Consider the following 14,962-nt stretch of genomic DNA (forward strand, 5'->3'; position numbering starts at 1 on the left):
GATGAAACCCGAGAAAACTTCCGATCCTGAAAGCATACTATCTGTTAAAATCTTTGACATACAATGTGGCATAACGGTGGCAGTGAATGACCGTTTTAGCAATTTTGATTCATCGCAATCTATTGATAAATAAATATTAAAAAATAGAATTGAAGGCTTCTATCGATGAGTCATAATTTATTAATCATAACCATTCTGTAATGATCTCCGCTTTAATTGATGCAGATATGAACACAACGTAAAGTGTGTGTTTATTTTTTGGAAATAAAATATTTCCAAAATTAGTGATTCTCCAAAACGAGCACTATGAATAAAATGAACGCAAATAAAGTAAAAAAAAACTAATATTTATAAAAATTAATTACTTATTAGGTTTTAAAATAGTAACGTAAGAATCAAATTATGAACGAAAAAAAAGAGAGAGAACTTGCCTTAAAGAAGGGACGAGATGCAATGGCTTATCAACTTCTGCCTCATTTTAAGAAAACAAGAATAAAAAATGATCCTTATACAATTAAATTTCAATGTAAAGAAATAAATAGTGATTATTACGCTGGAGCTGTGAGTGCTTTAGATAATTTTTTTGTTAGAAATAAAGCTGTTATAGAACGATTGAGTTTTGAGCAAAAGCATCAATTGGAACCATTATCTGATAGCAACTCGCGTTATAGATATCCGTTTGCAGAGAACACATTTGATGGAATACATAATTTAATTATTCTTAATTATTGGAGAGGTTTATGTTTTAAAAAACACCTCCTGAACCAATTAGAAAAACAAAATGCTGCCTCAACAAGATTAGTTTCTCATACTCATTCAGTACAACCACCCGCACCTTATTTACCAAGAATAGAACCATATGTTCCAAAAACCGTTCCTTATCATCCCACCTTCGATTTGCCAATAATTGAACCATTGCTCGATGAGGAAAAAAGAGCGACAGCATATATTCCATCGTCAACAGGCTCCATAATTAATAGTTCATCCTACCATACGAACCAGGAGGAAGAGGAAGAGGAAGATACTTTGGGGATGTTAATTATAGATGAATCGGAAGAAGAACGATTTGAAGATGATGATCATTATACCGTGCAATTTGATGAGCGAGATAAGATTTATCCTGGAGAAAATGAGGATACTGTTCAAAGCCCTCCAGATAATGAAATCAGTCCTATTCGTCCCCTCCAAAAGGGAGAGATATTTCAAACTAACTCTTACCAGTCGCAAAACAGTAGAAAAGAAAGAGACTCTATTAGTGATGCTCTTCCCCCTTTAGCATATTCTTCAGCCACCAGAAAGCGTAAAAGACAAGAGCTCACTCTTCCGGCATTGACCAATACACAATTACCAGGAATCAGTACGGCTCATACCACAACTACGAGTAGCGCTCGAAAGCGACAAAAACCACTACAAGCTAATCACACCCCTGGTAGCCGAGCATTGACTCCTGCTAAAAAGCGCCCCAAACAGGACAACCGGCCTGGCCTTTCATTGGAGTCATTTTTAAATGAAAATGTCATTAGTTTACTCAAGGAAATACCTGCCCTTGAATATTATGATGCAAAAATAAAAAACCTTGGCAACACCTGGGAATTAGTTATAAATGTAGAAATAAATAAAGCTAAGGTGAAAGATATAATATCCAGACATGCTCATTATTATATCTTCGAAGCAGACCATTCTCAATTTGTACGCGATGAGATGCTTAATATTAATTACTCTTTTTTTCTAAAAGGGTTAGAAGAAATTTATCACGATTTAATACCTTATTTTAAGGTGCAAGAAGGTAATGATATAAATTCACCTAAAGATAAAGCAAAAGCTAATTCGGGGTCTAAATCGGCTGGTAATGTTACTGAAATTATTCATAATTTATACTCCCAGATATTAGCTCTTAGATGTGTTAAAGAGATTTATGCTGATCCTGATAATCCGATGCGGTTTCCTCAAGTACCTATTAGTAAGGAAGAGGCAATTTTTGATTTCAAGCAACTCATGCAAGAGGGTGCAGATTTTGTGAGTAGAGGATATATTGATGATAGTCCTTACCCTCTTTACTCTACAGTACAACGCTCAATACATGACAAAGCAGGTAAACTTGCAGTTGATTATTTTACCCAAATAGAACGTTACAAAGCGACATACGGTGGTAAAAAAGAATCCGCTTATAGCGTATGGGAGACCAATTCTTCCCCGGTGACCTATAAATTACGCGAAGTATTTCGTAAACGTTGTGGTAAAGTTGATATCACTAAGGTACCTGTTTCTAAAGCTGGATCAATTGGAGTTAAAGAAATTAACCAAGTACTTACTCGGCAATTTGTAAGCTCTCAATATTCACCAACTGTTTTAATGCAGGTAATTGAAGTGTTAAAAACACATTATCAATTTAAAGCAGAACGAATTCAATTTCTTGATCTCTGTGGAGGATGGGGAGCACGTAAAATAGCGGCTTTAGCACATCCATCAATTGACTCCTACTTAAGTATTGATCCTAATCCAGCTTTGATTGAGCCTTATGAACGAATGACTCAATTATTTAAACCATTATCGGGTAAAGAGCAATTTAAATCAGAGCATATTCCTAAAAAAATCGAGGAAGTCGTAATCGACCCTGATAAAATTGGATCGTTTAATTTAGCAATTACTTCTCCTCCCTATCGAAATTTTGAGCTCTATAATAAAAAAGCAGATGGCTCATACGAAGAACAACAATATGCTAATGATGATAATTGGCACAACTTCCTGGCCCATTGTATGTGGGTATTATCATTGTATGTTGCTGATGGAGGTCTAATTGCTTTGAATCTCGCCAATATGATCTACCTTAAAAAATGTTATTTTTTAACGGGTGATGTAGTTAACGTAGCACTTTCAAGGCTAGTGGAAACACTTCCTTTAGAAGCAGTAGAAAGAGAGGAGACCGTAAACTTATATGATGCTATGAATATAAATATAGCCACTAATAGACATAATATTGACCCAAGTACCTTGTCCTATCCTCTAGAGTTTCAGGGTTCAATTATTCAAAGAGATTCCGATAGATCAAGCCTTAATAAAAAAATAAGAAAAGATCCCAGGTTTATTCAAATCGATAACGAGCAGATTCCAAGTGATCGTGAAAGTTATGTCGTTTTCAGAAAAGTTGCTGTATTACCGAAACTTAGTAATTGTTTAAGATTGCACGGATTATTCAAGACTGTTTTTGTAAGTGAAACAAAATTATGTAACACTGAACCAGAAGCAGTGCGTGAGCGCCATAAATTACAAGTATTCACTAAAGAAAATAAAATTTATGATAAATCGTCAGAAGGCGAACAGGAATCACATACTCCAAAGATACTGGATTAACACGCAACTTTATTGGTAAAATTAATATCAGCATCATGTATTCCTATGTTGCCATCCACCACAGCCAAGCATCGCAATTATTGAAAAGAAGCATTTATCATTTTAAGGGACTAATATTATAAGATGGCTTTATTAGGCTCTATTGAAGTAATAATTCAGAGATAAATCATATAATTTATACGAGAAAATCACACAATGAAAATACAAGAGGAGCTTCATGAACTCCGAGCACTTAAAATATCAATAGCTGTTACCTTTCTTCTGGCCGTAGTAGGTATTTTATTTGGGCTATTGTCCGGTTCATTGGCTATCGTCTTTGACGGTATGTTTAATATGGTTGATACCATTATGTCAATCTTGGCCTTGTTTGTTGCCCGTCTTTTAACAAGTAAGGGGAATCGTAGTTTTCAATATGGTTACTGGCATATCGAACCCATGGTACTTGTTTTCAATGGGAGCATCCTGATACTGCTTTGTGCTTATGCGATGATAAATGCAATTGGAAGCTTAATGTCAGGTGGGCATGAGCTTAATTTTGATTTAGCATTTGCGTTTGCTCTTTTGGTATTTTTTTTATCAACGGGCATGTATTTGTATTTGGTTACAAAAAACCGCAAAATTAAGTCTGAATTCTTACGATTAGACATACAAAGTTGGTTAATGTCTGCTTTAATCTCCTCTTCTCTTCTAGTGGCATTTGGCATCGCTGCTTTGTTGCATAATGGGGTCTATGGATATTTTACTCCCTACATTGACCCACTTATTTTAGCGATCCTTACTGCTTGTTTGATTTTTGTGCCTATGGCTACGGTTCGTGATGCCATGCGAGACATATTTCGCATGGCTCCCCTGGATCTTGACGAAAAAATAAGAGATTTTTTAGATGAGCTTATCAAACAGCATAATTTCAAAACCTATACAAGCTACGTTGCAAAAATAGGACGTGCTCAATTTATTGAAATACATATAGTACTACCCAGGAATTTTCCAATTTCAAGCATTGAAACCCTAGATGAAATTCGTAATGAAATTGCGTTGGCTATTGGAGAGGATACGCCTAGACGTTGGCTAACCATCGCCTTTACTGCAAATGAAAATTGGATTTAGCAAGAGTCTTATTCAATTTTCCATAAATATATCGTGAAGGTATTCTACCCAATATAGGGCTTACACTTGGCTTCGACCCAAGGGTCGGAGATTGGACTCCTCAAACACGCCATACTTTCTCTCAGTACGTTTAAATTCAGAGTTTGTTCTATACTTTTTAATGAGAAACTCCAAACTAAATTGGTGTAAATGCTCTGAATATATGCACCCTATTTGGTCCTATTAATAAATGCTTTCTGCCAGTTGTTCATAAAATTTCAACGGGAATGCAAGAGATACTGATTATGGGACAAGAACATTCACTTAAAAGCTCTATAGAGCCTTCATCAAAAGAATCAGCTAATCTATTGTTTGAAGTTCAGTCCCTTATTAATTCGTTTTCCAAAGGGAGATATTCATTTCCCTATTACCTGAATTTCAATATGTATATTTTACCACAAGCTAAATGTTCAGCTGATTCAGATAAACCATGTGAACTCCTGGTTGATGGAACAAAAAAATCTCTCCTAAAAATGCGTTTGCTAGAATTTGAAGATAGTGATATTCCAAGTGTTAAAGGATATCTTGTACTGAGCTTTAAGGATAAAACCAAATTACCCATACCGCTTAATTCCGCACATTGTTTATCCCTTAAAGAGTTATTCAAAGCTCAGGGATGCAACCTGGATCGTATTTACTCAAGAAAATCTTCACCTGCTGTGGATTGGATTAAATCGAATGTAGATACTGTTTACAATTCAGACGCTTCCCGTCTTGATAAAGTTGATGAATTCTATGATGCCGAACATATAAAAATTAATAACGAAATTAGACGAATACTAGCAAAAGAAACAGCACCGAAATCGATTAATATTATCGATGGTGGTTGTGGCAATGGGAAGTACATTAATGCGGCAGCAAGTGCATTTAACGAAACAGATGTGCACTTAGTTGGCTTTGATTTTAACGAGTCTAATATTGAGCAAGCACAATCTAAATATCCAGATAAAGGAACATTTATTAAAGGAGATTTGCTGAAATTCCAAGAGGTTCTTGATCAATGCGTCCATGTGTTGGATAAGAATGCTCCAACCTTTATGGTGTTATCGGGCTCGCTAACACGCCTTGTATTAACCGATGGTTTTCAAGCACTGAAGGTATTACAGGGTTTTGCAAATAGTGATTTTGCTGATTATTTAGTGGGTTGTGGTGTTGGTGAACCGTTAATTAACAGACATATTGCCAAGCAAGTCGGATACCGGATGGAGCTCTCGACAACTACTGCGAGTGAATTATTTTCATGTAAAAGAATGACTCAGGAAGAATTTATTAAACAAAAGTTAAAAAAACTTAAACAATATAATACGCTTGATTTGTCCTTATACCACAATCCTAATGCATTGCTCCTTAATCAACAATTAGTAAAACACCTTGCTGATGACAGCATTATCGATCTTTCATTTACAACATTAACACCTGAATTAATAAACACCATACAATTTATTATTAAAGAGAGGCCTAAGGTTAGGCTGGTATTTTGGCATAATCAAATTCAAAAGCTTCAAGACTTTTATGATCTATTTCCAGAAGAAAACATTAAATCGTTGTATTATACAATAGATGAGCATTTTCTTGGGACATCAAGGTGGTTGAACTCCACCTTTGAACCTGATCTTTCTGATTTATCCGGTCATTTTATGTCGTCAAAATTTTCCGATTTTTATATTAAAAATTTACTGTTAAACAGTAAAAACGAAGGTTCTGTTTTACACAATTTAATTCATTTATCTAATCTATTTGGGTTTGGAAATTGGGTATTTGATAATACAAAGGTTCTAGAACATATAAAGAATGAAAAATTTCATAATACATCACCTCAAAAAAGGGATGAGTTAGTTAATTCAGCCGTAAATGAAATGAATTCTTCTAATTTTGCATTAATAATTCACATATTAGAGAACTTGAATCTAATTAATCGCATTACTGAGCCGGAATTATATTATCTTTTAAACGCATCTAAACAAGACCAGAACCAGCCGAGAATTTATGACTCTGGCCTTATCTGCAAAACAATCTCATCTACCAAAAATAGAGAAGACAGAGTCATCGAATCTTTAAAATTTTATAACCGAGATTTTGAAGATGCTTATCGAAATCTTATTAAACTTGTAAAAAATATCAGTTTAGATACTCCCAAAGAAGTGCACAACAGATTAGAGGAATTAGTTTTTTGGGCTATAAAGAATTGGTCTAATTTTGAAGATGTAGAACATCTGATTAAGACCTTAGAAGAATTTAAGTTAATTGATCCTCACAGGGACCTCATAACTTATTATATGCTGGCTTTTTTTAAACAAAATCCAGCCAGGCGAACAGATATATCGAGTGAAGCTAGCCTTCATAATGAGAAAGGTCGCCTAATTGAAGCACTAAAATTTTATGATGAACGACATCATGATGCATACCTACAATTGGTTAAGATGCTGGTAGTAAACCAATGGCAAAAGGAGTTTGATTTTCTTGCAATTCATGGACAACATGAAAGGCTAATCAGGTCATTAAGTCACTCTTATTATCCTGAATTTAAAATCATAGAACTTCTTCCTTATTTGAATGCCAATAGTAACATTGTATTTAGCTATAATTGGTCATCAAACTCTTTAGAAATTCAGCGTCAATCTAAGTACTGGGATGTAAATGCGAGAGCTGAAGTGGATGTAAAATTACAACGATTAGGATTCACTAATACAGAAATCGCCGATATTATCAACCCCTTCCACTTTTCTGATGAAACATCTGATTCACTCATTATTCCATTAAAAGAAGAACAGGTGCAGTTACTTCTTGCAGATCTTGATAAAGTAAAAACCAGACCAGAAAAAAATATTTTGGAGTCCGCTTTTTACCAAGAATTGTTTGCTCTCCCTTCTGATGAGTCTGACAATGAGGAGCAATCTAGCGTTGTAAATCAAGTGTCAACGTTTTTTGGTTCTTCTCAAAAATTGAGTCTATATGATGGTAAGGGTGTGGACGATTATGCACGACTTGGGTTAACCCGAGAACAAGCCCATTCCCTATTAATTCAAAATATACACGATATCCAGGAACACCTTACCCCACTTATAAATGAAAAATTGTTAGATAAACAGTTCTTGGAATACCTTAATACCAGACAATTGATTCCCTCAAATAGTCCATTAGTTAATTTAACTTCACAAGCGAATCAATTTGCATCTTCCCCAGAAATTATCCAAGGATATATTGATTATGAAATTCATGATCGAAAATCAAAACCTGACGTAATTGAACCTATATTATTTAAAATATTGCAGGATTTAACAAATAAAATTCTAAAATTGGGCTGATAGCAGCCCGCATTGTTTTAGCAATCGATTTACTTCATCATTTGTAAGCCATCGAATTCTACAGGGCATTTTCGAAAAAGCAATCGGCTCAACTGGAATCCAGACAAGGTAATTTGCATGAAAAGGCCGCAATTTACTGATTTTATTAATGTTAATTATCAATCAACTTGGCTTCGAACCAAAGTGTCGGGTTCGAGTCCCTCCGAGCGCGCCATTTATTATTAAAGATTTAGTCTAATAACATATCGACATAACCTACTTGTCCTCTTATCTTTCGTCTTTTTATTATACACATTGATCCGTTCGAGGCTCATGATGGCTTTTTTTAAGTAAGCGATTTACAGTTAAAGAGTCTAATCATTTTAGGGATTAATATGATTTCAATAACAAAATATTGGGAAACGTTTAAAGAATGTATTGATAGCCTTCCCACATTAGCGGGAAATGAAGAGTATTCAAAACAACTTGCTGCTGCGAACAAACTGATTGAAATCGGAGTGGATATTGAGAAATTAGGCCCCACCGAAATCAAACAAGTAGTGAATCAATTGCATGAAAAAGCCAAGCTATTTGAATATCAGGTATCATTTAACGCCCCCAAACAAAACTACACCTTTTATTTGCCCAAGATAACAAGCTCAGAAAGTCTAATTTTCGCAATTATTTATTATCAACATCTGCACAATTATCACAATGTCACTTACGAAGGGAATATAATTTGGCCATTTTCAAATATGGTGATTAGTGGAGTAAATGACAAAAAAATTACCACACGATTTCAATCAAAGGCAATGCTGAAGGAAATTAAAGCATATTGCCAAAGTTATAATATTGCTCTTAATCAGTCTCAATTACTGAAAACAAATGATGAATCAGTTAAAGAGTACATTGCTAGAGTAACAAAAACTTTTAACCAAGAACCATTAGCAAATAATGTAATTGACTCACAACAACCTCAGGAGTCAGTGACCACTGATGAGACACAAAGGCTTGGACTTTCATTTGACTTATTTAAAAATCAAAAGGATCAATTAAATGACAAGATTGATTCTTTCTCAAAAAAACTTACCGAGTTCCATCTGGCTACGCAAAACTATCTTAAGCTAAACAACGAATGGAACAATACATCTGTCCTTGCCCAATTCTGTTACTGGATAATTTCTTGGTTTTATCCAGTTCCTCAACTCCAGAATTTAAGACAGGCCAAAGAGCAATGTATTGATGCAGAAGCGGCCCTGAATCAAGAATTTTTCCCCAGTGAATCAGCTGAAGTCTATCGTATCACATTAAAAAATCAACTGACTGAAATAAGTGTCGAATTTGAACGCACTAAAGAACAACTCAATCAACTTAAATTGGAGCAGTTGAAAACACAGTTACAACCGCAAGAAAAGAACAACATTGTAACGCCAAATCACTCTATCCTTGCCACAGAATCTCCTCAGCATGAGGACAAATCGTTAGAGATAGATGATAATGAAGTTACAGAAACTTTATCCGCTGATTATGGTGGTTATTATAATTTTTTTAATGAACATCTTCCAAGCTGTCAAACTATGCAAGCTGCTGCTGTAGCTGCTGCAGCAATTGTAACGCAACAACTCTTATATCCATGAACTTGCATTTTACTTCCCAAAGTTGGGTAAAAATTACCCAACTTACTTTTACAGGTAGATAATCATCTCTTATTATACCAAGTAGCCTTATCTATGGTGGCTAGAGAGGTTGCATGATTCATTTAACTCGCGAAGCTATTTTGTTGTGTTTCTTCTGATTGTGTTTCTCTAGGCTGTATTTCAAATTGTACGACTCGCTGATGAAATTTCATTACTGTAGAGCGATGTGCAATGCTGATTACTGTTGTTTTAGGAAGTTTATCCTTTAAAAGAGTATAGAGATCCTCCTCACTGTTTTCATCCAGTGAAGCGGTGGCTTCATCTAAAAAGAGCCAATTCGGTTTTTTTAATAGAGCTCTTGCAAAAGAAATTCTTTGTTGCTGGCCAAGAGATAATCTTTTGGACCAGGTGTCTTCTTTATCCAGCTCTGGAATAAATTGTTCCATATTTCCACCTACAGCAATTAGTACCTTTTTATATTGCTTTTCAGTATAGGTGTCGACTGAATCGGGATAAGCAAGTATGCCCTTTAATGAATCATGGGGAATTAATGGTTTTTGAGGTAAGAAATAAGTTTTTTGATGTTGGGGAATACTAATTTCCCCTTTACCATGCCCCCATGTATTACGAACTGCCTTGAAAAAGGTACTTTTGCCAAAACCTGAAGGAGCTTTGATTAAGGTATTTTCTCCAGGTTTAAATTCCAAATTTAAATTGCGCATCATGTAACCCGACTTTGAAGAGCGTGGATATGCAATATTTAAATTTTTAACTGCTAATTTTTGTGATTGAGATTCATAGATGTGGATATCTTTTGGATTCATTTCATGACCTTCATTATCGAGCTCCTCTTCTAATTTGATAATTCGCTCTATACTCGTTTGATACTTTTTCAGTGATGTGTAGGAATCAACGAACCAATTTAAAGCCCTACTGACTTCAGTGAAGGCAACCCCAATTTGCATGATTTGATTAAAATCAATTAATCCTGAGAAATAAGCCGGTGCAGCAAAGAGATAAGGTAGTATCTCAGAAATGTTGTTATAACTCATTTGAAAAATATTAACTCTTAGTTTAACCCATAATTTCTGAAACGCATTTTTTGAGATTTGTTCTAAATCTTTTTCTAATATTTTTTGGTGATAATTTTCTCCAGTTTCAAGAGCAATATTTTCTGATTCGCTGTGAATAAATTCTAAATCTTTTCTAAATTTAGCCTCTAAACGTTCTTCATTTTGATTAATCGTTGCTAAAGATTTACCTAGCATATGAGTAATTACACTATTTGCGAATGCGACAAATAAGGAGATCCATACTAGGTATCCAGGAATGATAATGTTAGTACCAAACACTATCACTGTGAGTGAGCCACCAATGAGCCATAGGGTGCCGATAAAGAGAGTTAATGCTAGCGTGGATCTGAGAAATTGGGTGCTTAATGAAAGTGTACGATCAACAAAGTTTTTAATGTCTTCTTGAATACGCTGTTCAGGACTGTCAATGTGAGATGAAACACGTGACAAGTCCAAATAATTTTTTTCTCCAAAAAGGTATTTATTAATATATTTTGTTGTTAACCAAGAACGCCATTTAATCGACAATGTATCGGTTAAGTAATCCATTAAAGTGTTTACTCCAACCATCGCTGCACTAACTAGAGCGATCATGCCACTATAAAAAAGTAAGCCGGTGAGCTCTTTTGCTGTTAGTGCTGTCCAAAATCCTAAAAATCCCCAGGGCATACAGCCAGCCAATGCAACAAGAGTAATTATAGAAAAAACAATGCCTCCAAGCAGAAGCCATGCTGCTAATTTTTGATCTGATTTGGTAAAATAATCACTAAATAATTGAAATGCTTTTTTGTAGGATAGAGCCATTTGTATTATCCCTTTTCTGTAAATCAGAAAACTCTAATAAAGAAAGAGATACAGCACTGATTAAGGAGTTATTAGAATGAGTTAATCAACCCAGCTAAGAGACAGCACAGGCGGAACTAAATTGTAACAATTTAATTGTCTACGTCAAACTTATTAGGAGTAGCATCAATAGAGTTGATTTAAGCTCTTCTGAAATCCCGTGTCTTATGCAACTAATATTGATTTTATTGATATTTATAAAAGAAGCATCAGGCTTCGAACCAAGGTGTTCGGAGAGGGAGCCCCCTCCGAGCGCTTCATAATTATCATTTTAAAATCAAATAATTAGCTGGTACTTTCTGGCTCTTCTCCATTTTCGGGGCACTAATCAAAATCCATTATTATATTCCATATAATTATCTAATTGGGGTGGCTCTTTTTTCTCTTCTCTATTACCAAATAAGACCAGATTAGACTTTCCTGAGAAGCTCATCTTTTTTACTGATGATTTTTGAATATCATTTTCATAATTCTCTTCAATCAACTTTTTGACTAAAATATTGGAGTAAAGATTTTTTGTTTGTTTAAGCCCCATAGGTGCCCCCTCTGCTGGTGGTGTCATTCCATCATGATCAGCTAAATATTTTTTAATCCATTCCTCTTCATATGTTATACCATCCACCGCAACAACAGGGTTTTTAAATAGTTCATTCGTTTGTTTACAAATCAAACATGGGGGTAGTTGAGAAACAATCACCCCCGGCCGTTTGTAATGGATTAATAAATCCTTCACCAATAGATTGGGAATTAAATCTTCCTTTGTTAATGGCAGTCGTGATAAAGGGTCCATTTTTAAGGTAGTTGCTGTTTGTATATCGTAAGTAATACCCGTAGGAACAATAATAGGCTCTTCAATGGAGGTAAGTGATATTGAGTCTTCAAACAGTTCTTCAACTTCAGAAGCCAACTTACCACATTTAAATAGCAAAAGATTAATAACGTCCTGTCTTCCTTCGGTGATTAAAAGGGTAAGAATTTCCTTTTGCTCCGTCTCAATTAGTTTTTTGAAATACTCCTGCCCCTCTTCAAGTGTAAAATAAGACATCGGCGCGCCAGCTTTTAACAGAGCTCGAGCTACTTCAATTTGCTCAGCCTGTAATGCATGGATCAAGGGAATATCATATTGAGAAAGCATGGTTTTATCATTGGGATGAAGAACTGCAATTGTCTTAATACAGTTCCAGGCTTTACAAGTAACTGCCAATTTCATGGGTGACAAACCCGATTTATTCAACATCGTCAAACTGGCTCCATAATCGAGCAGAAGTTGGATTAACTCCATATTCCCCTCTTCCACCGCTTTATGTAATCCTGTATTAGCATTGGCATCAAGGGGAGTATTTGGAGAAACTCTTGCCTTTAAAGATTCTTCCATTGCTTTTAAATTTCTCTCTGCAAATGCTTTTTTGTAATTTTCCCTATTTTTTTCTTCCATCATTTTCTCAAGGGAATACTTTTCCTCAACTAACTGTTTAACAAGGCGATTCTTATATAAAGGCCTATTAAACTGGGGATAACCACCAGGAGTTTTATTATTGTTTTTTTGCAAATAATCAATAATCCATGCTTTTTCGTACGTAAATCCATCCCCAGTAACAACGGGTTCTTTATAAACCTCCTTGGTTTCGGGGCATATTAAACAAGGGGGTACTTCCCTTAAATTAACATTAGGATGTTTATAATAAGCCAACAACTCATAGACGATTCGATTCGGAACCAATTCACCCTGCTGCAATGGTGCTCTGGTAATTGGATCATGAGCTAGCTTTTGAATATCTTGGGCGTTATAGGTGGTTCCTTGCTGGGTGATGACGGGGTTTGTTAGCTCTTCACCCATAATAATTTCTTCAAAATAGTCTTTCACCTGATTAGGTAAAACACCATATTTCATTCGAAATTCTTTACTCCCTATTAATAAAACCTGAATCATGTCATTCCATTGATTCACAACCATTCGTTGGTAATCTTGGACGCCTTCATCGGTATTAAAATAGCTGGGAAGTACTTCCATGCCTTGTTGAAGTAATAGCATCACTATAACTGGTTGATTAGTTTTTAAAGCGTGCATAAGAACTAATTGATATTGAGCCATGTTACTTTTATCAAGTGGTCGTTTTTCCAAAATAATTTTAATAAGATCCCAGGATTGTAACTTCAAGGCTAACTCAATGGCTGTTAATTGATTAATGTCTCGAGTATTAAGCTGAATATGGTTATCTAAAAATAATCTAACCATATCCTCCCTTTTCTTAGTAATGGCAATATGCAATCCGGTCTCCTTATTGGGACCCAATAAAGCATCCACGGAAAATTCATTTCGTGATAAAGCACCTGCAACAACGAAAATGTCGTTATTACTGATTGCAACTAAGTACATTAATTCTTGAATCACGGGAGATACGGATAAAGCGGCGAGCATTTCATCCTGCTTGTTGGCCACAAGTTTTTCAAAATAAAGTTTACCTACAAGGGTAGTAAAATATCTCATTGAGGCACCAGCATTCACCAAAACCTGAACCACCTCAACCTGATGGAAACGTAAGGCAGCAAGTAGCGCAGCATCAAGAGGTGCACTATGTACAGGAGAATTTTCGACAATTGTTTTAATACAGCTCCAGGCTCTATTCTCCAAGGCCAAATCTAAAGGGGTTTTACCTTGCTTATTTTTACGATTTAAAGCAGCTCCATTTTGCAGGGCAAGCAGAATTAATTCTAAATTTTGGGTTTTTACGCCAACATGCAGGAGAGTATTAAATTGGGCATCAACGACTGTATTAACAGATACATTAGCCGCTAATAGTTGAGCAATTTCCACAATATTACCCTGCTGAACCGCCTGTTGATATGCCCCTCTTGGAGATACTTTTTTCGAGATCTCGGGTTTATCTATCTCCATTACGTTGTTATTAGCTACTTCCTGCTTGCTCCCATAATCCGCAATGAGTTGATAACACTCCCAAGCCTCTATTTCTGCTGCCAATTGAAGTGGTATTCTCTGCTTTTTATCAGCAAGATTTAGATTAGGTCCATATTGTAGTAGTAACGCAATTAATTTTTTATCTTGTTGTTTTACCGCCTGATGCAGTGCGGTGCTCGACTCACTATCAATGATCATGTCGATAGAGGTACCTGATTCAAGACATTTTCTTACTTGGGTAAGCTCCCCCCTCTTCACAGCCTCGATGAATGGATGTGTCACCGATTCGTTTTGAGAAGAACGGAACGCTTCTAATAAATTCTTATCAGCGGTCTCTAATTTCAGATTGTTATTTACCAAACAAAAATCAGCAATTATGGATAAACATTCGTAACTTTCATTAAATGCCGCTACCTGGATAGCAGTTAAGCCCTTTTTATTTTTAAGACTAACATCAGCGTTATATTTTAATAATAATTTTAGTAAATCTTTATTTTGCACCTTTACGGCATAATGTAAGCCTGTATTCAGATCTTTATCTCGGATATTAGGGGAAACTCTCTTAACAGTTAAGCAATGAGCTACAGTGCTAGTATCATTATTGGATAATGCAGTTAAATAAATGTCACGTACAGTTTGAGTAGCATACACAGCGGTATTCTCCTTAAGAATTGAATTGCTGAGGTAGAATTTCTGCATTCCACCTCAAGG

At 35.4% G+C, this 14,962-nt stretch carries 7 protein-coding genes; 5 read left to right on the forward strand and 2 right to left on the reverse strand.

Going from position 1 to position 14,962, the window contains the following annotated elements:
• The first annotated feature begins 402 nt into the window (after positions 1-402).
• From ACWTEW_RS11265 to ACWTEW_RS11285, 5 genes are all read left to right on the forward strand, one after another.
• Entirely contained in the window at positions 403-3,351 is a 2,949-nt protein-coding gene (locus tag ACWTEW_RS11265; protein WP_454781727.1) for a hypothetical protein, read from the forward strand.
• Between the two features lie 32 nt (positions 3,352-3,383).
• The gene (locus ACWTEW_RS11270) at positions 3,384-3,473 is read left to right on the forward strand and encodes a hypothetical protein (protein WP_454782058.1); all 90 of its coding nucleotides are present in this window, start codon (positions 3,384-3,386) and stop codon (positions 3,471-3,473) included.
• 73 nt (positions 3,474-3,546) lie between these two features.
• Positions 3,547-4,458: a cation diffusion facilitator family transporter gene (locus tag ACWTEW_RS11275; RefSeq protein WP_454781728.1), complete on the forward strand. Its 912-nt coding sequence runs from the start codon at positions 3,547-3,549 to the stop codon at positions 4,456-4,458.
• Positions 4,459-4,742: 284 nt separating this feature from the next.
• Positions 4,743-7,802, forward strand: coding sequence for a methyltransferase domain-containing protein (locus tag ACWTEW_RS11280; RefSeq protein ID WP_454781729.1), 3,060 nt, complete (start codon positions 4,743-4,745; stop codon positions 7,800-7,802).
• 374 nt (positions 7,803-8,176) lie between these two features.
• Positions 8,177-9,418, forward strand: a complete 1,242-nt coding sequence (locus ACWTEW_RS11285; protein ID WP_454781730.1) for a Dot/Icm T4SS effector Lem19 — start codon at positions 8,177-8,179, stop codon at positions 9,416-9,418.
• A gap of 122 nt (positions 9,419-9,540) precedes the next feature.
• Here ACWTEW_RS11285 and ACWTEW_RS11290 read toward each other — a convergent pair whose 3' ends face one another.
• On the reverse strand, positions 9,541-11,295 hold the full coding sequence (locus ACWTEW_RS11290; RefSeq protein ID WP_454781731.1) for an ABC transporter ATP-binding protein/permease: 1,755 nt from the start codon (positions 11,293-11,295) through the stop codon (positions 9,541-9,543).
• A 367-nt stretch (positions 11,296-11,662) separates the two neighbouring features.
• Positions 11,663-14,902: an ankyrin repeat domain-containing protein gene (locus tag ACWTEW_RS11295; RefSeq protein ID WP_454781732.1), complete on the reverse strand. Its 3,240-nt coding sequence runs from the start codon at positions 14,900-14,902 to the stop codon at positions 11,663-11,665.
• Positions 14,903-14,962: the final 60 nt, after the last annotated feature.

The sequence above is a fragment of the Legionella stuttgartensis genome, assembly GCF_977063405.2.